The 16,550-nt window shown below is 73.0% G+C and carries 15 protein-coding genes; 5 read left to right on the forward strand and 10 right to left on the reverse strand.

The features are described from left to right. Positions 1-11 precede the first annotated feature (11 nt). On the reverse strand, positions 12-1,061 hold the full coding sequence (locus E1166_RS32450; RefSeq protein ID WP_279433209.1) for a carboxymuconolactone decarboxylase family protein: 1,050 nt from the start codon (positions 1,059-1,061) through the stop codon (positions 12-14). A gap of 111 nt (positions 1,062-1,172) precedes the next feature. Between E1166_RS32450 and E1166_RS05805 the strand changes: the two genes are divergently transcribed. After that, on the forward strand, positions 1,173-1,712 hold the full coding sequence (locus tag E1166_RS05805; RefSeq protein ID WP_132336455.1) for a helix-turn-helix domain-containing protein: 540 nt from the start codon (positions 1,173-1,175) through the stop codon (positions 1,710-1,712). A 33-nt stretch (positions 1,713-1,745) separates the two neighbouring features. Here the strand turns inward: E1166_RS05805 and E1166_RS05810 are convergent, their stop codons facing one another. Together E1166_RS05810 and E1166_RS05815 are read right to left on the reverse strand one after the other, a co-directional pair. Next, entirely contained in the window at positions 1,746-3,401 is a 1,656-nt protein-coding gene (locus tag E1166_RS05810) for a GMC family oxidoreductase (RefSeq protein WP_132336457.1), read from the reverse strand. Next, complete coding sequence (locus E1166_RS05815; protein WP_132336503.1) at positions 3,398-3,928, reverse strand: DUF5987 family protein; 531 nt, start codon at positions 3,926-3,928, stop codon at positions 3,398-3,400. Before E1166_RS05815 ends, E1166_RS05810 begins: the two co-directional genes overlap by 4 nt. Positions 3,929-4,202: 274 nt before the next feature. Between E1166_RS05815 and E1166_RS05820 the strand changes: the two genes are divergently transcribed. From E1166_RS05820 to aroH, 4 genes are all read left to right on the forward strand, one after another. Next, positions 4,203-4,793, forward strand: a complete 591-nt coding sequence (locus E1166_RS05820) for a hypothetical protein (protein ID WP_132261349.1) — start codon at positions 4,203-4,205, stop codon at positions 4,791-4,793. 1 nt (position 4,794) lies between these two features. After that, complete coding sequence (locus tag E1166_RS05825; protein ID WP_132336459.1) at positions 4,795-5,421, forward strand: copper resistance protein CopC; 627 nt, start codon at positions 4,795-4,797, stop codon at positions 5,419-5,421. Continuing rightward, positions 5,421-6,224, forward strand: coding sequence for a TIGR03084 family metal-binding protein (locus E1166_RS05830; RefSeq protein ID WP_132336461.1), 804 nt, complete (start codon positions 5,421-5,423; stop codon positions 6,222-6,224). Before E1166_RS05825 ends, E1166_RS05830 begins: the two co-directional genes overlap by 1 nt. 192 nt (positions 6,225-6,416) lie before the next feature. Then, positions 6,417-6,824 (forward strand): chorismate mutase, encoded by a 408-nt coding sequence (gene aroH / locus E1166_RS05835; RefSeq protein WP_243710198.1) that lies wholly within the window; start codon positions 6,417-6,419, stop codon positions 6,822-6,824. A gap of 82 nt (positions 6,825-6,906) precedes the next feature. Here aroH and E1166_RS05840 read toward each other — a convergent pair whose 3' ends face one another. The 7 genes from E1166_RS05840 to E1166_RS05870 all read right to left on the reverse strand — a co-directional run bounded on the left by E1166_RS05840 (position 6,907) and on the right by E1166_RS05870 (position 16,541). Continuing rightward, positions 6,907-8,358, reverse strand: coding sequence for a multicopper oxidase family protein (locus E1166_RS05840; protein ID WP_132336463.1), 1,452 nt, complete (start codon positions 8,356-8,358; stop codon positions 6,907-6,909). Positions 8,359-8,436: 78 nt separating this feature from the next. Next, entirely contained in the window at positions 8,437-9,594 is a 1,158-nt protein-coding gene (locus E1166_RS05845) for an epoxide hydrolase family protein (RefSeq protein WP_132261353.1), read from the reverse strand. Positions 9,595-9,617: 23 nt separating this feature from the next. Then, complete coding sequence (locus E1166_RS05850) at positions 9,618-11,003, reverse strand: FAD-dependent oxidoreductase (RefSeq protein ID WP_132336507.1); 1,386 nt, start codon at positions 11,001-11,003, stop codon at positions 9,618-9,620. A gap of 30 nt (positions 11,004-11,033) precedes the next feature. Continuing rightward, positions 11,034-11,453, reverse strand: a complete 420-nt coding sequence (locus tag E1166_RS05855) for an SgcJ/EcaC family oxidoreductase (RefSeq protein WP_132261354.1) — start codon at positions 11,451-11,453, stop codon at positions 11,034-11,036. Positions 11,454-11,827: 374 nt separating this feature from the next. Then, on the reverse strand, positions 11,828-13,009 hold the full coding sequence (locus tag E1166_RS05860) for an acyl-CoA dehydrogenase family protein (protein WP_165944252.1): 1,182 nt from the start codon (positions 13,007-13,009) through the stop codon (positions 11,828-11,830). Between the two features lie 205 nt (positions 13,010-13,214). Beyond that, a complete protein-coding gene (locus tag E1166_RS05865; protein ID WP_132336465.1) occupies positions 13,215-14,600 on the reverse strand; it encodes a condensation domain-containing protein in 1,386 nt (461 codons plus the stop codon). A gap of 171 nt (positions 14,601-14,771) precedes the next feature. Then, entirely contained in the window at positions 14,772-16,541 is a 1,770-nt protein-coding gene (locus tag E1166_RS05870; RefSeq protein WP_132336467.1) for a non-ribosomal peptide synthetase, read from the reverse strand. Between the last annotated feature and the right edge of the window lie 9 nt (positions 16,542-16,550).

Here is a 16,550-nt window from a genome sequence, read left to right on the forward strand (position 1 = left end):
GGGCAGGCCGGTCAGCCGCGTGGCCGGGCCGCTCCGGTCGGCCCGCCGGACGCTCCGATCCAGAGCCGGGCCCCGACGCGCCGGGCGGCGGTGAGGCTGGCCCAGGCGGTCAGGCCGATCAGCTCGGCGTCGTCGACACCGGTGCGGCGGACCTCGGCCACCGCACCGTCGTCGACCTGCCAGGACGCCAGCGCCGCCAGCAGGGCCAGCCGGGCGGCCGGGCGGTCCACCGTGGGCAGGCCGGCGACCGCGTCGTGGACCCAGGACCGGCTCGGGCCGGTCGGGCCGTCCCACCGGTCGACCCGCCCGACGACCAGCTCCCGTACCGCGGGGCTGACGGTCCGCCGGCCGGCGTCCTCGATGACCGCGGCTGCCCGGGCGAACGCCGCCGCCACCGGGACCGACCCGCGCGCCCAGGCCAGGTCCGCGGGCAGCTCGGCCACCGGGAGCCGGTCGGCCGCCGTCCCGGCCGGGCCGGCCTGCGCCGCGGTACGCCGGATGCGGACCCGCAGCAGCTGGCGCAGCACGTCCCGCACCGGTGCCGGCGCGGCGGCCGGCAGCGGGGAGTCGTCGAGGAAGATGTTGACCATCCGGTTGATGTAGTGGAAGGTCACCGCCACCCCGACCAGCTCGGCGGTCGCCGCCGGTGACAGCGACGAATCCAACGGGTGCTCGCCGTCGGCGCGTACCCACTCGACGAGCCGGCGGGCGGCCGGGTCGCGGACCGCGCCGGTCCCGTCCCGGAGCAGGGCGGCGGCCTCGTCCGGGCCGGCCAGGGCATGCACCGCGCTGCCGTGCACCTCCACGCAGTAGGGGCAGGCGTTGGCGGCGGACACGGCGGCGGCCACCGCCTCCTTGGTCGCCCGGTCGACCTCGCCGGCGGCCACCAGCGTCTCCCGCAGCATCGCCCAGCACGCGCCGAGCACCGCCGGGTCGGGCGAGTGCAGAACCACCGGCGGCGCGAGGACGCCGAACTCCCGCTCGATCCCGGCGTACACCTCGGCCAGCGCCGCCGGTGCCACAGCGGGCCGGACGGGCACCACGTGTCGGATATCGGTCAACGACCGACGGACGGCCGTCCGGAGCAACCATGAGCGCACGTCCACTCCCTCCCGGTGGCCCGGCCGAAGCCGAACCACGCTGGGTATCGACAAGGTCACTAGAATGGGTCGATGGTGAGCCACAATCGACAGGCCTGCTCGATCGCCCGCGCCCTGGAGGTCGTCGGCGAACGGTGGACGTTGCTCGTCGTCCGGGACGCGATGCTGGGCGTGACCCGGTTCGACGCCTTCCTCAAGAGCCTCGGCGTCGCCCGCAACATCCTCGCGGACCGGCTGTCCACGCTGGTGGAGGCCGGCGTCTTCGAGCGGGTGCCGTACCAGCAGCGCCCGCTGCGCCACGAGTACCGACTCACCGACCGGGGGCGGGAACTGGCCCCGGTCGTGCTCGCCCTGATGGAGTGGGGTGACCGGCACCGCGCCGACGAGGCCGGGCCGCCCCGGCTCGCCGAGCACGAAAACTGCGGTGGCCCGGTCCGCACCGAGGTGCACTGCGCCCGGTGCGGCGGTCCGCTCACCGAGGCGGAGATCAGCACCCGGCTCTCCCCCCACTACGTCGCCCACCGCCAGCGTCAGGGCCGGGAGGTCGCCACCTGGCCGTCGGACGCCACTGCCGCCGCCCGGCGTCGACGACCCGGCCGCCGGACCCGGTGAGCTTCCGGGTCCGGGCCGTCGGCGCCGGTGGCCTCACTGCCGGCTGAGGTTGTCCACCAGCGGCAGCACCGCGCGCCGTCCGGCCGTACCGCCGTCCGGCGCGGGTGCCCCGTACGTGACGTCGACACCGCGCTCCCGGGCGGCCTGGACGATGCCCGGCACCGACCGCTCGGCCAGCGCGGCGATGGTCATCGCGGGGTTGACGGTCAATGCCCCGGGCACGGCGGCGCCGTCGGTGACGAATATTCCGGGATGGTTCCGCAGCTCGTGGCGGTCGTCCAGGGCACTGGTCGTCGGGTCGTCGCCGATCCGGCAGGACGCCAACGGATGCACCGTGTACGCCCCGACCACCTCGTTGGTCCACGGCATCACCCGGGACAACCCGTCGCGTTCCAGGATGTCGCGCACGGCCGCGTCGGACTCCGCCCAGCCCCGTAGCGTGTTCGGGGTGGGCCGGTAGCGCAGCGCGCCCCGGGCGAGCATCTGCTGCGACAGCCGGGTCGCGTTGCCCCGCTCCGGCGGCGGCCCGAAGACACCTTCGTTGTCGTCCTCGCTCATCGTGAAGACGGTCAGCCAGGAACGCCAGGTACGCAGCAGTTCCTTCTTCTCCGCACCGAACCAGGTGGGGCCGGTGGCGTCCGGGACCTGAGCGAGGATGGTGCCGAACCCGGGCGGGAAGTAGAGCTGCTCCAGGGAGAACCGGCTGTACTCCGGCAGCGAGCCGTCCAGCCGGTCCCAGGTGGCCACGCAGGGGCCCTTGCCGATCTGGTAACCCTCGTACGGCACGCCGTCCGGGCGGGACAGCCCGAGCACGTCGCGGACCCGGTCCTCGTTGACGATCGCGGTGTTCAGCCGCTCGCCGTTACCGGAGAAGTACCTGCCGACCGCCGCCGGCATCCGCCCCAGGTGCGGCTCGGAACGCTGGAGGATCACCGGGGTCGCGCCTGCGCCCGCCGCCAGGATCACGATCTTCGCGTCGATCGTTCCGCTATCCACCACCACCCGGTAGTCGGTGTCGTCGACCACCGTGTAGTGCACCCGGTAGCCGCCGTCGTCGGTGCGCGAGAGGTGCTGGACCTCGTGCAGCGGGCGGATCGTCGCACCGTGTGCCAGCGCCGCCGGCAGGTAGTTGAGCAGCAGCGACCGCTTGGCGTCGAAGCGGCAGCCGGACATCATCCAGTTGCAGTTGGTGCACTTGTCGTGGTCGACGGCCACCGGCACCGGGTTGGCCGTCCGACCGGCGCGGTCGCAGGCCGCGCCGAACACGCCACCGGAGAAGGGCACGTCCTTCCACTCCTGCCGCACCACCGGCAGCGCCTCGGCCACCCGGTCGTACCAGGGTTCCAGGGTGTCCCGGGAGATCACCGCCGGCCACATCCGCCGGCCGATGCTGCCCTGCCGTTCGAAGACGAAGCGGGGGGCGCGGGGCATCGCCGCGAAGTAGACGACGCTGCCGCCGCCGACGCAGTTGCCCCCGAGCACGCTCATCCCGTCGCCGATGACGAAGTCGAACGCCCGGGTGGAGGAGGAGCCGAACTTCAGGTCATGGTCGAAATCCGGGCCGGTCAGCCAGGGGCCGCGTTCGAGAACGACCACCCGCGCCCCACCGGCGGCCAGGTGGTAGGCGGTGATCGCACCGCCGAATCCGCTGCCGACGACCAGGACGTCGGTGCTTTCGGTGACCGTCATGCCGGGCTCCCTGAGGGGGTTGTGTCGGGATGCGGCCGGGCCAGCACCCGGCCGTAGGAGAACGAGGGGAACCGCCACAGCCCGTCGGCGTCGGGCCCGCGGTAGCCCATCGTGGTGAGGCCGGGGTGGCCGGCGGCCAGCGCATCGACGGTGTGCAGGTGCGCTGCGGCGTCGAAGGCGATGGTGCTGAACATCGCCACGCTCACCCACGCCTCCCGCTCGGGGTGGTCGGCCGCGACGAGCTGACCCACCAGCGCCACCCGGTGGTCGTAGGCGAGGGCGACGAAGGGCGGGACCGCCGGGTCGAGGGTCAGTCCGTGCTCGCCGGCGTACCGGGTGGCATGGTCGTTGAGCAGGTCGGCGAGGGTGTCCAGCGCGGGGCCCATCCCGCCCTCCTCGGTACGCAGCACGTCGAGCGCGCCGGAGGCGACCGCGCCGCCGCCGGTCGAGACGCCGGCCACCGCCCGATCGTCGGGATCTCGCTTCTCGCCGGGCAGGATCGTGTCCGCGTACGCCTCGAGCGTCATGGCCCGCGCCGGATCGGCGGCGGGAAGTACGGATTGCACGGGGGTTCCTCCTGTCGTTGGGGAACAGACCGGGTTCCGGGGCCTGCGCCGCGCCGGGCCGTCTCATCGTTCTGGCCACACGAGGTGGGCTGCATCTTCTCGGTTGCTTTTTGAGACCGAACCGATCGACCGGCCCGAACGACCCCTCCGGCAACTGCGCAACCTGGAAGAACCCTCATGTCATCGCTGTCGGTAGCGTGACCGTGCACGCCCTGCGACAGGATGGGAAGCGGAAATGGCAGTCCACGCGGAACCGCGAAAAGCCGGCCTCGTCGGCCGGCTCAACGGCGCCCACCACCGGGCCGCCCTCAACATCTACCTGCTGATCGTGGTCGCGCACTGGGCCGAGCACCTGGTCCAGGCGTACCAGATCTGGGGATTGGGCATGGCCCGGCCGCAGGCCCGGGGCGTGCTCGGGCAGTACTACCCCTGGCTGGTCACCTCGGAGTGGCTGCACTACGGTTACGCGCTGCTGATGCTCGTGGGCCTGTTCCTGCTGCGTCCCGGTTTCGTCGGCCGCGCCCGTACCTGGTGGACGGTCAGCCTGGCCCTCCAGTTCTGGCACCACATCGAGCACGCCCTGCTGTTCCTTCAGGCCCAACTCGGCACCATGTTCTTCGGTGCCGCGGTGCCGACCAGCGTCGTCCAACTCGTACTGCCCCGGGTCGAACTGCACCTGTTCTACAACTCGGTGGTCTTCGTGCCGATGCTCATCGCGATGTACCTGCACCTGCGGCCGAACGCAGCCGAGCTGGCGGCCACCACGTGCAGTTGCGTGGCGCACAGCCACCGGCAGCCGCGTCGACCCGCCACCATGCCCGTCTGAGATGGTCACCCCCGGCACCCGAGGGGGGATCCTCGCGGCGGCCGCGGTCGGCCTCGCGATGACCGTGACCGGCCTGGCCCTCCCGGTGCCGGCGGTGGCGGCGCCCCGCATGGACACCGGCGGTGACCTGGTCACCGCCAGTGTCCCGCCCGCCCAGGCTGTACTGGCCACGGCGCCCACCCGGGTCGTGGTGACCTTCGCCGCCGAGCCGCTGGCCGAGGGGTACCACCTGACCGTGCTGGACACCGAGGGACGGCCGGTCGGCGACACCGAAGCCGTCCGGTCCGGGCACACCCTGACCCGGGACGTCGCCATCGACCGGCCGGGTGACTTCACCACCGTCTGGCACGTGCGGTTCGCCGACGGCCGGGAGCTGACCGGCTGGCGACGCTTCAGTGTCGGCACCGGCCAGCCCCCCGCCCCGCTGAGCGACGCGCAGCGCCAGGCTGCCGAGGCGGTCGGGTCGACCCACGGGCACGGCGTCGACCCGGTCAGCGCCGTCCTGCTCGTGGTCAACGCCCTGGTGGTAGCCATCGTGGTGACCATGCTGCTGGTCACCCGGCCGCCTCGGGGCGACACCGACGACTCGCCCGACCCGCCCCTGTTCCGACTCCGAGAGGACGTCTGATGACCCCACAGCCCGACGTGTACAGCGACCTCGCCGCCGAGGGCGAGGACGTCGACCGGATGCTCGCCGGTCTGGACGCCGAGACCTGGGCACGCCCCACGCCGGCGCCAGGCTGGACCATCGCCCACCAGGTGGCCCACCTGGCCGCCACCTTCCGGTTGGCCGCGCTGGCCGTCGCCGAGCCCAAAGCCTTCCAGCAGGTGACGGCCCGGCTCAGCCCCGACTTCGACGCCAACGTCCGGCACGCGCTCGCCAGTTACCTCGCCGACCCGCCGGACGTGCTGCTGAGCCGGTGGCGGGAGGAGCGAGCCGGCGTGGAAAAGGCGCTCGCCGCGGTCTCCCCCGACCAGCTCGTACCGTGGCTGGTCCGGCCGCTGCCGGCGGGCGTCCTCGCGGCGGCCGGCATGATGGAGTTGTTCGGGCACGGCCAGGACATCGCCGACGCGCTGGGGGTACACCGCGAACGCACCGACCGGATCCGGCATCTGGTCGGGTTCGCCGTACGTACCTGGGACTTCGGCTACCTGGCCCGTGGCCTCGAGGTGCCGGCGGTGCAGCTACGTTTCGAGATCACCGCGCCCTCCGGGGCGCAGTGGACGTTCGGGCCGGCCGACTCTCCCGAGCGGGTCAGCGGGCCGGCGGTCGACCTCTGCCTGCTGGTGACCCGGCGTCGCCACCGCGCCGACCTGGCCCTCACGGCGATCGGCGACGAGGCCGACCGTTGGCTCGACATCGCGCAGGCCTACCGTGGACCGGCCGGCCCCGGCCGAGCACCCGGCCAGTTCGCCGACGCGACCCGGTGACCGGCTCCCGATCGGTCGCCCATCCCGGAGTGTGACCTCGGCGCCGATCCGGTGTCCGCCGCGGCGGACACCGGATCGGCGCCGTCCGTGCCGGCCACCGCCGTCGCCCCTGGGTACGCTTCGGGCTGCACCGGACCGAACACCGGCCGACGGCGACCGGGTGTCCACCCGACGAACGGAGGTACGCCCGCCATGACCGCGGACCCAGCCCTCCCCGACGCTTCGGAGCAGGCGGCCCTGACCGTCCGCGCGATCCGGGGCGCGATCCAGGTCGACCGCGACGACCCGCGGGACATCACCACGCAGACCCAACGGCTGCTCACCGAGGTGATGCGGCGCAACGAGCTGACCGAAGACGACCTGATCAGCGTCTTCTTCACCGCCACGCCGGACCTGGTGAGCTGCTTCCCGGCGGAGGCGGCCCGTCGGCTCGGCCTGACCGACGTGCCGTTACTGTGCGCGACGGAGATCTCCGTACCGGGTGCTCTGGGCCGCGTGGTCCGGCTGTTGGCGCACGTCCGCACCGCCCGGCCCCGCGCCGCAGTCAACCACGTCTACCTCGACGGCGCCGCCCGCCTCCGCCCCGACCTCGCCGGCTGAGCCCTACGGTCGTCGATCGCCGGGTGCCGGCGGCGAACGGCGGTGCCCCGGGCCGGGACACCGCCGTGAGCGCGAGCTCGGTTCAGGGGACGATCCGCAGCTGCGCCATCATGCCGTACGCCGAATGCTCCAGCATGTGGCAGTGGTAGACGTAGCGACCGAGGTACCCGCGGAACGTCGCCTGGACCCGGACACTCTCGCCGGGGGCGAGGAAGACGGTGTCCTTGAGCCCGCGCTCGCCGGGAGCCGGCGGCCGGCCGTTGCGGTCCAGCACCCGGAACTGCACGAGGTGCATGTGGAAGGTGTGGTTGACCCCACCGAACTCGGTGTCGGTGTTGGTGATCCGCCAGACCTCGGTGGCCCCGTGCCGGATTCGGAAGTCGATCCGGTCCGGATCCCAGAGCTTGCCGTTGATCAGGCTCTCGATGGTCTCGAAGTTGGTGCTGAGCACGACCTCACGGCGTACCGTCGGCGGCGGCAACGCCGGCAGCGGCCGGAGCCGGTCCGGCAGCCGGCTGTGGTCGTGGGCGTGCCGCACCACGTCGAACCGGAGCACCGGCCCCCGGGTCTCGGACAGCACGACCTGACTGCCCGGGCGGCGCCGGGAGAAGTCCACCACCACGTCGGCCCGCTCGGCCGGGCCGAGCCGCAGCTCGGTGACCGGCACCGGCGCCGGGAGCAGTCCGCCGTCCGTGCCCACCTGGACCATCGGCAGGCCATCGAGGTGCAGGGTGAGCGTGCCGTGGGTGGAGGCGTTCAGCAGCCGGAGCCGGTACCTGCGGGCGGCCACCGGGAAGTACGGCTGTGGCCTGCCGTTGACCAGCACCACCGGGCGGTCGAAGTCGAACGGGTCGAAGTACAGGTTGCCCTGCTCGTCGAAGCGGGACTCGCGCAGCATGATCGGCACGTCGTACGGACCGTCCGGCAGGCGCAGGTGCCGCTCCTGCGGGTCGTCGATGAGGTAGAAGCCGTGCAGGCCGCGGTAGACGTGCTCGGCCTCGGTGTGGTGGCTGTGGTCGTGGTACCAGAGGGTGGCCCCCCGTTGCCGGTTCGGGTAGTCGTACACCCGGGACCGGCCCGGCGCGATGACGTCCATCGGGTGGCCGTCGTCCTCGGGGGCGACGTGCCCGCCGTGCAGGTGCACGTTCGCCGGGTGGTCGAGCTGGTTGTGGTACTCGACGCGGATCCGGCGACCGGCCCGGGCCCGGATGGTCGGGCCGACGAACCCACCCCCGTACGACAGCACCGGCGTCCGTACGCCGGGCAGCAGCTCGACGGAGGCGGTGCGGATCGGGATCCGGTAGTGGTCCACGCCGCCCCACGAGCGGACCGGCATCGCCACCGGCGGCACCGGCATCCGGACGCTGAACGGCGTGCCCGTCGGCGCGGCGCCTCGGGGCGGCGAACCACCGTGCGTCCCGTGCCCGTGCTGCCCGCCGCTCGAAGCCACCGCCCGAAGGTGCTCCCCGGCCGGGATCACCAGACCGGCTCCGGAGAGGGCGCCGGCCGCCAGGAGATTCCTTCTGCTGATCATTTCTCCCCCAGTTCCACGGCCGCCGCGGACGACCGGCTCGGGTCACCCGCGGCGGGAGGCCGCACCGCCGGACACCGGTCAGCGCAACGGACGGATGAAGCTTCTGATGTCGTCGACCAGCAGTTGGGGCTGTTCCAACGCGGCGAAGTGACCGCCCCGGTCGAACTCGGTCCAACGGCTGAGGGTGGGCAGGATCCGCTCCGCCCACCGCCGGACCGGGCGTACGGCGTCGGCGGGGAAGCAGGCCACCCCGACCGGCATCCGCAGCGGCCAGGGCCCGGCCCAGGTCCGGACGAAGTCGGCGTCGAGCCGGTTGGACTCGTAGTAGAGCTGGGCGCTGGAGCCGGCGGTGCCGGTCAACCAGTAGATCATCACGTTGGTGAGCAGATCGTCCCGGTCGACGGCGTCCTCCGGCGCCTTCACCGAGTCGGTCCACTCCCAGAACTTCTCCACGATCCAGGCGAGCTGCCCCACCGGCGAGTCGGTCAGGGCGTACGCCAGGGTCTGCGGACGGGTGGACTGGATCTTGCGCCAGCCGGCGCCGTCCTGCTCGAACGTCTGCGCGAATTCCAGCCGGGCGAGGTCCTCCACGCCGAGGTCGGCGAACATGGCCGGGTCCTCGGGCGGGAAGGTGGCGAGCATGTTGACGTGGACGCCGGCGACGTGCTCCGGGTCGGCGAGCCCCAGCTCCAGGGAGATCGGCATCCCCCAGTCGCCGCCCTGGGCGACGTACCGGTCGTAGCCGAGCCGCCGCATGAGTTCGGCCCAGGCCCGCGCCACCCGCCGGGTGTCCCAGCCGACCTCCCGGGTCGGGCCGGAGAACCCGTACCCCGGAATCGACGGGATCACCACGTGGCAGGCGTCGGCCGGGTCGCCGCCGTGCGCGGCCGGATCGGTCAGCGGCCCGACGATCCCGAGGAACTCCACGAACGAACCCGGCCAGCCGTGCGTGAGGATCACCGGAGTCGCGGTCGGCTCGGCCGAGCGGACGTGCACGACGTGCACGTCGGTGCCGTCGATCTCCGTGACGAACTGCGGGAAGGCGTTGAGCCGTCGCTCGGCGGCCCGCCAGTCGTAGCGGTGCCGCCAGTGGTCGACCAGGTCACGCAGGTAGTCCAACGGCACCCCGCGCTCCCATCCCACTCCGGGAAGCTCGGTGGGCCAGCGGACGGCGGCGAGCCGACGGTCCAGGTCGTCGAGGTCGGCCTGCGGGACGTCGATCCGGAACGGACGCATGGTGGACCCTCCGTTTCTCGTGGTCAGGATCGTCCGCCGAGCAGCTGGCCCGGCCGGGCGGGGGTGTGGTTCGTGGCCCGGGGGCGGCCGTGGCGGAGCACCCGGAGCATGGTGGCCGGGCGCATCAGCGACGATGGGGGGTCGATCAACCCGGCCACCCGGATGAACGCGTCGGTGAGGCGGGCATCCCGGGTGGCCGCCCGTTGCAGGCGTGCCACGTACGCGTTCGCGAAGCGGATCTTCGCGGTCCGCTTGCCCTCGACCCCGGCGTACCCGAGGTCGGCACCGCCGGAGAAGTCCCACGGCGAGTCGAGCTGCCGCGCCAGGTCGCGGAAGAAGGCCACCGGCTGTGGCTCACCGTGGCGCAGGTGCTCGGCGAGCACCAGTGAACCCAGCGCGGCGGCGGTCATCCCCTGCGCGTAGATCGGGTTGAAGCTGCACACCGCGTCGCCCATCACGAGCAGGCCGGCGGGGAACCGGGTGAGACGCTCGTAGCGCCGGCGGACGCTGGCCGGGAACCGGAAGGTCACCGCGTCGTCGACCGGCTCGGCGTCCTGGACCGCCCGGTAGATGTCCGGCACCGGCAGGGAGCGGACGAAGGCGAGGAACCCCTCCGGGTCGGCCGGCGGGTAGTCGCCGAGGATCCCGGTCAGGGTCAGCTCCACCACCCCGCCGTCACCCGGAACCCGGTAGAAGAAGGCGCCCCGAGGGCTGGTCGGGGTGGCAGCCGGGATGATCGCCAGGTCGCTGCCGAAGGGGTCCTCGGGCAGCCGGAAGTGGCGGGTGGTGTACGCCAGGTCGATCTTGACGCGGTCCTCGGCCGGTCGCTGGTAGCCGAGCGCCGCCAGCCATGCCGGAGTGCGCGACCCCCGACCGGTCGCGTCGACGACCAGGTCCGCGTCGAGCACCTCCTCGCGGCTGTCCTCGGCCCGTCGCTGGACCCGGGCCCCGATGACGCGGGCACGGTCCGGTGTGGTCACCAGGCCGACGATGTCGTGCCGTTCCAGGACGCGCACGTTCGGGATGGCCTGCACCCGGTTGCGTACCGCGTGTTCCAGGACCGGCCGGGTGGCCGGCACGGAGACCAGCCCCGAACGGGACGGCAGCATCCGCTGCCCGTCCACGTACCAGCGGATGTCGCCGCTGAAGTCGCCCGGCACGACCCCGGCCGCCCGCAGGTCGTCGGTGAGCCCCGGGAACTGGCTCTCCAGGATCTGGTACCCGCGCGCCACCAGGCCGTGCGCGTGCCGGCCGTGCGGCACCCCCGGCCGGTACCCGGACACGCCGGTGACCTCGTCCCGGTCGACCAGCAGCACCTCGGCATACCGGTCGGCGAGCACCCGGGCGGCCAGCAGGCCGCCCATGCTCGCCCCGAGCACCACCACCCGTCGGGTGGAACCCTCCCCCATCACGTCACGTCCTCGCCCGGTGCGGCCGGCTCAGGCCGGGTTGGCCGGGGAGTTCTGGTACGCGGTGAGCAGCCACTGCCCTTCCCGCCTGACCAGCAGCCAACTGGCCCGCACCGCCCGCTCGGCGGCAAGTTCGGTCTGTCCCGGGGCGAGCACGCCCCCTTCGGTGAGCACGAGGACGACGTCGTCGGCCAGCACCTTCATCGCGACGGGCGTACCGGTGACCCGGGTGCCCTGGTAGGGACCGGCGAATGCCTGCGCCATGAAGCCGCGGATCTCGTCACGGCCGTGCCGGGCGAGCCCGGGCAGGATCATGCTGCCGTCCTCGGTGAAGGTGGCGGCGAAGGCGTCGGCGTCGTGCGCGGCCCAGGCGGCGATGATGCGCTGCGGCACGTCGCGCACCGCCGCCTCGTCCTCGGCGCTGAGCGAAACCGTGGTGCTGTTCGGCATGGGTCTGGTCCCTTCCTGGGGTCGGGTGGCCCTCCGGTACGCCGCCGGCGTTCCCGGACGGCAGCCGGTGGGGTGCGATGCGGGGATCACGGCAGCCCGGGCCGGCACCGACACCGTGGTAACGGCTGGGGTCGGTATGGCCGGCGGTCCTGCCTGCTCGACGTCCTGCCCAGTCCCATTCTGTGGCGGTGGCCGGGCCGGCTCATCTCCGAGATTGCGCGGTCCGGAGCCGCGTTCGCGCAGCCCGGCCGGGCAGGTCGGCCGGGCACCTCCCGGTTGGGGAGATGCCCGGCCGACGGGGCCGCGCCCACCCGGGTGAGCCCCGCGGGCGCGACCGGCACGGTGGCGGCGGATCCCGGCGCCGCCACCGCGGGTCAGATGTAGAGGGTGTTCGGGCCGAGGCCGCAGAGGATCCGGCCGTACAGCTCCAGGTTCGTGTTGGGGTGCATGATGGCGTGCAGGTTCAGCGTCTGCACGTCGCGCGCGATACGTTGGATCGGTACGTCCTGGTAGATCGACGAGCCGCCGCTCGCGGTGTTCAACAGGTCCACCGCTTCCTTGGACCGCTGACACACCGCGCCCAGGTCGAGGCGGATTCGGGCGCGTTCCTCGATGGTCCACTCCTCACCCGCGGCCGCCTTGCGGTCGAGCAGCTCCGCGGAGCGGTACGCGTGGAAGTCGGCCTCGTCGATCCTGGTCGTGGCATCGGCGACCTGGAGGTGCGTGATCGGCGCCTGGCTCTGGTCGGCGTAGTCGGTGTAGGTGATCTTCCGGCCGGGCAGCCGCTCGAAGAACGCCTCGCGCGCCCCCTTGGCCAGGCCGAGACAGCTCGCCCCCACCGTCGTGCAGGCCATCGACATGAACGGGACGCGGTACATCGACGAGCCGGCGTTGGAGTTGGTCAGCGGCGCGCCCTGGATGACCGGCCCCATCGACACCACCCGGCGCTCCGGGACGAACACCCCGTCGGCCACCGTGGTGACACTGCCCGACCCGCGCATGCCGGCCGTGTGCCAGTCGTCCACGATCTGCAGGTCGCTGATCGGCACGGCGACCATGACCGGCTCGTGCCCGCCGTCCGGCGTGGGCCGCACCGCCGCGTTGGTGTTCCAGTGGCTCTGCGTCGCGCCGGTGTTGAACGACCACTTCCCGTTCAGGATGACGCCACCCTCGGTGGGCACCGCGACCGCGCCCGGGCTGAGGATGCCGCTGATCCGCACGTCCGGCGTGGAGAAGATCTCCTCCTGCACCTCGTCCGGGAAGAGGCCGGCCATCCAGCTGCTGATCATCCAGACGGCCATCGTCCAGGCCGTCGAGCCGTCGCCCCGGCCCAGCTCGGAGACCACGTCGACGACGGTACGCATGTCCGACTCGTAGCCGCCGTACCGGGCGGGCAGCCGCATCTTCAGCAGACCGGCGTCGGTGATCGCCGCGATCACGTCCTCGGGCAGGCGGCGGCTCTCCTCGGCCTTCTGCGCCTTCTCCCGGAGCAGGGGCACCATGTCCGCGGCGCGGCGGGCAAGCTCGGAACGGGGCGGTGCTGCCATGGTCTCCATCGAACCTCCTGGTACGTCGAACGGCTGACACGACGGGCACGTACGGGAAGGCCGGGCGCGGCCCTCCGATGAGAACGGACGTCGCCGCGCGGCGCGGCGGCCGGGCGACCGGCCTGGCCGGCGCACCCCGACCCTGGCATCCGCGGGCCGGGGGCGCACCTTCCGAATTGCGACGTCCGATGCTTGACGGGAGGTGGCCGGCGGCCTATGCGGCGGCCTCGACCGGCTCGCGGACGGCGTCGGGCGCGGCCACCAACTCCGCCAGCACCTCCTGGTAGGCGGCGACCAGACCGGCGACGGTCGCCTCGTCGAACAGGCCGCTCTTGTAGGCGACGCAGCCGATCACGTCCCCGCACGGGTCGAGGTTGAGCGTCCACAGGGCACCATCGGGAACGTCCGAGCCCAGCGGCTGCGACACCAGCCGGCGGCGGATCTCCGTGTACTCCAGGTCGCCGACCCGCTCACCGTCGAGCAGGAAGGGGAACGGGAAGACCTGGAACACGCAGACCGCCCGGTCGTCCTCGATCGCCGGCAACATCAGCTCCGGCGCGTGGGCCAGGATCTGCGGCACGTCGTGCGAGTAGGCGTCGACGCAGACGTTCCGGGTGGCCACCACGGCCTCCCGGAAGGTGCGGCAGCCGGTCAGGTCGACCCGGATGGGCATGAAGTTGAAAAACGACCCGACGGTGTACTGGAACAGCTCTCCACCCCGACCCGGGGTGAAGGTGGGCACGACCACGTCCGGTGAGCCGCCGACCCGCTCGGCGAAGACGGCGAAGGCCGCGAACAGCACCATGAACGGCGAACTGCGGGTGGCCCGGCCCAGCTTGAGCGCCGGACCGATCACGTCCGCGCCGATGAGGAACCGGTGCACCGCGGTGGTCGGCTCCGCCGCCGCCGAGCGCGGCCGGTCCGTGCCCACCGTGAAGACCCGGGCCCCCCGCAGGTTCTCCGACCAGAACCGGCGTGGGGCGTCCATGACCGCCGGATCGCCGACCAACGCGCGCTGCCACTCCGCGAACTCCCGGTACTGCCGTGGCTCCGGCAGCGCCGGCAGATCGTGGCCGCACCGCACGGCGTACCGGTGGGCGAGATCCCGGATGATCAGCCGCATCGACCAGCCGTCGGTGGCGGTGTGGTGCGAGACCAGCAGCAGCACCGCGTCCCGGTCGTCGAACCGGGCGAGCACGGCCCGCAGCAGCGGCAGCGCCGTGCTCGGAAAGGTGGCGGCCTCCGCCTCGATCAGCAGCCCCTCGGCCGCCGCGTCCCGGTCGCCCGGCGGAACCGTGGACAGGTCACGCAGCGTCAGTCGGGGCGAGCCGGGCGCGCAGATCGCCTGGTGGCGGTCGTCGGGGGTGCGCACGATCGTGGTCCGCAGCGCCTCGTGCCGGGCGACCACGTCGTCGAGAGCACCCTGCAACGCCTCGACGTCGACCTCGCCACGGACCCGCCAGCCGTGGACGATGTGGTAACGCGGGCCGAAGGGCCCCTCCTCGTCGCCCCGGTCGTACATGCAGAGAAAGTCCTGGTTCAGCGACAGCGGCGCCTGGTGCACCAGGCCGCCCGGCGCCGAGTTCTCCGGAATGCTCATGGCCGTCAGCCCTTTCGTCGTTCCCGGTCAGTGGTCCATGTAGGCGGCAACAGCCGCCGGTCTGGTCCATGTAGGCGGCACCAGCCGCCGGTCTGGTCCATGCAGGCGGCACCAGCCGCCGGTGGGTACCGGCCCGGGCCGACCCCGCTGTCGCGCCCGGGCCGGCCCCGGTCACCGCAGGCCCGCCGGGGCCGGATCCGCGCCGACGGACAACCGCTCGGCCAGGCCGGCCACCGTCGGCGCCTCGAACAGCGCCCGCAGCGGCAGCTTCGCCCCGAGACCCGCCTCGATCCGGCTGATCAGCCGCATCGCCAGCAGGGACTGGCCGCCGAGCTGGAAGAAGTCGTCGTCCACACCCACCCGGTCCAGCCCGAGCACCTCGGCGAAGATCTCGCTGAGGATCTCCTCCTGCGCGGTACGCGGCGCCCGGTACGCCACCGCGGCCTCCGGGTCCGGCTCCGGCAACGCCCGACGGTCCAGCTTGCCGTTCGGGGTCAGCGGCAGGGCGGACAGCGCCACGAAGGCGTCCGGAACCATGAAGTCGGGCAGGCTCGCGATGGCGTACGCGCGCAGCGCGCCCAGGTCGACCTGCCCGTCCCGGGCCACCACGTAGCCGGTCAACGACCGTTCCCCGGTCCCCAGTTGCCGCGCCACGACCGCGACGTCGGACAGCCCGGGAAAGCCCGCGAGCGCGCTCTCCACCTCGGCGAGCTCCACCCGGAAGCCCCGGACCTTCACCTGGTCGTCGGCCCGGCCGACGAAGTCGATCAGCCCGTCGGTGGTTCGCCGGACCAGGTCGCCGGTGCGGTACATCCGCTCCCCACCACCGGCGAACGGATCGGCGACGAACCGCTCCGCGGTGAGGTCCGGCCGACCGACGTACCCGCGGGCCAGCCGGGGCCCGGCGACGTACAGCTCACCCACCTCACCCTCGGCGACCTCGGTGAGCGACTCGTCGAGGACGTACACCCGGATGCCGTCCATCGGCCGGCCCACCGGCACCGTCGGGCCGGGCGAGAACGGCGCGGCCATCGGCGAGTGCGTGGTGAACAGGGTCGACTCGGTCGAGCCGTACATGGCGCGGACCACCAGGCCGGGACAGGCGTCGAGGACCCGCTGCACCGCCCTGGGCGCGATCACGTCACCGCCGGTCATCACCTCCCGCACCCCGGCCAGGCAGTCCGGCGCCTCGTCGGCCACCACCCGGAACAGGCCGGCCGTCAGGTGCACGGCGGTGATCCGGTGCGTGTCGACCAGCCGGCGCAGGGTGGCCACGTCGAGGTCCGCCGACGGACCCACCACGACCTGACCACCCCGGGTCAACGGCACCCACAGCTCGTAACTGGAGACCTGGAAGGCGTACGGGGCCACCATCAGCACCCGCAGGTGCCGGTCACCGGACCACGCCTCGTCCCGGATCAGCCGGGTGACGGCCCGCTGGGGGATGGCCACCCCCTTCGGGTCGCCGGTGGACCCGGAGGTGTACATGACGTACGCGATGTCCTCCGGGTCGGTGGGCAACGCCGGATCGGTCGACGGCATCCCGGCCAGCTCGGCGTCGGCGTCGACCAGCAGGACGGTGCCGCCCTCGGGCAGCCCGCGCCGCTGGGTTGCCGTGTCGGCCAGCAGCGGCGGGCTGCCCGCCTGGTCGAGGATCCACCCCATGCGCTCGCGCGGGTAGGCCGCGTGCAGCGGCAGGTACCACGCCCCGGCCTTGAGCACTCCCAGCAGGGCCACGACCAGCTCCGCGGTGCGCTCGGTCAGCACCGCCACCGGCTGCTGCGGTCGTACGCCCAGGGCGATCAGCCGGTGCGCGAGCCGGTTCGCCCGCTCGTCCAGTTCCCGGTACGTCAACCGGCGGTCGCCGGCCACCACGGCCACCGCGTCCGGGGTCCGGCCCACCTGCTCGGCGAACAATTCATGAACAGAGGTGGAAGTCATCACCCGCTC

The sequence above is a fragment of the Micromonospora sp. KC213 genome (assembly GCF_004348325.1).
Lineage (GTDB): Bacteria > Actinomycetota > Actinomycetes > Mycobacteriales > Micromonosporaceae > Micromonospora.

What these genes read in the sequence shown, in the direction of transcription:
- E1166_RS05805 (WP_132336455.1), top strand. Translation starts at nt 1,173, where the DNA reads ATGGTGAGCCACAATCGACAGGCCTGCTCGATCGCCCGCGCCCTGGAG.
- E1166_RS05810 (WP_132336457.1), bottom strand. Translation starts at nt 3,401, where the DNA reads ATGACGGTCACCGAAAGCACCGACGTCCTGGTCGTCGGCAGCGGATTC.
- E1166_RS05815 (WP_132336503.1), bottom strand. Translation starts at nt 3,928, where the DNA reads ATGACGCTCGAGGCGTACGCGGACACGATCCTGCCCGGCGAGAAGCGA.
- E1166_RS05820 (WP_132261349.1), top strand. Translation starts at nt 4,203, where the DNA reads ATGGCAGTCCACGCGGAACCGCGAAAAGCCGGCCTCGTCGGCCGGCTC.
- E1166_RS05825 (WP_132336459.1), top strand. Translation starts at nt 4,795, where the DNA reads ATGGTCACCCCCGGCACCCGAGGGGGGATCCTCGCGGCGGCCGCGGTC.
- E1166_RS05830 (WP_132336461.1), top strand. Translation starts at nt 5,421, where the DNA reads ATGACCCCACAGCCCGACGTGTACAGCGACCTCGCCGCCGAGGGCGAG.
- aroH (WP_243710198.1), top strand. Translation starts at nt 6,417, where the DNA reads ATGACCGCGGACCCAGCCCTCCCCGACGCTTCGGAGCAGGCGGCCCTG.
- E1166_RS05840 (WP_132336463.1), bottom strand. Translation starts at nt 8,358, where the DNA reads ATGATCAGCAGAAGGAATCTCCTGGCGGCCGGCGCCCTCTCCGGAGCC.
- E1166_RS05845 (WP_132261353.1), bottom strand. Translation starts at nt 9,594, where the DNA reads ATGCGTCCGTTCCGGATCGACGTCCCGCAGGCCGACCTCGACGACCTG.
- E1166_RS05850 (WP_132336507.1), bottom strand. Translation starts at nt 11,003, where the DNA reads ATGGGGGAGGGTTCCACCCGACGGGTGGTGGTGCTCGGGGCGAGCATG.
- E1166_RS05855 (WP_132261354.1), bottom strand. Translation starts at nt 11,453, where the DNA reads ATGCCGAACAGCACCACGGTTTCGCTCAGCGCCGAGGACGAGGCGGCG.
- E1166_RS05860 (WP_165944252.1), bottom strand. Translation starts at nt 13,009, where the DNA reads ATGGAGACCATGGCAGCACCGCCCCGTTCCGAGCTTGCCCGCCGCGCC.
- E1166_RS05865 (WP_132336465.1), bottom strand. Translation starts at nt 14,600, where the DNA reads ATGAGCATTCCGGAGAACTCGGCGCCGGGCGGCCTGGTGCACCAGGCG.
- E1166_RS05870 (WP_132336467.1), bottom strand. Translation starts at nt 16,541, where the DNA reads ATGACTTCCACCTCTGTTCATGAATTGTTCGCCGAGCAGGTGGGCCGG.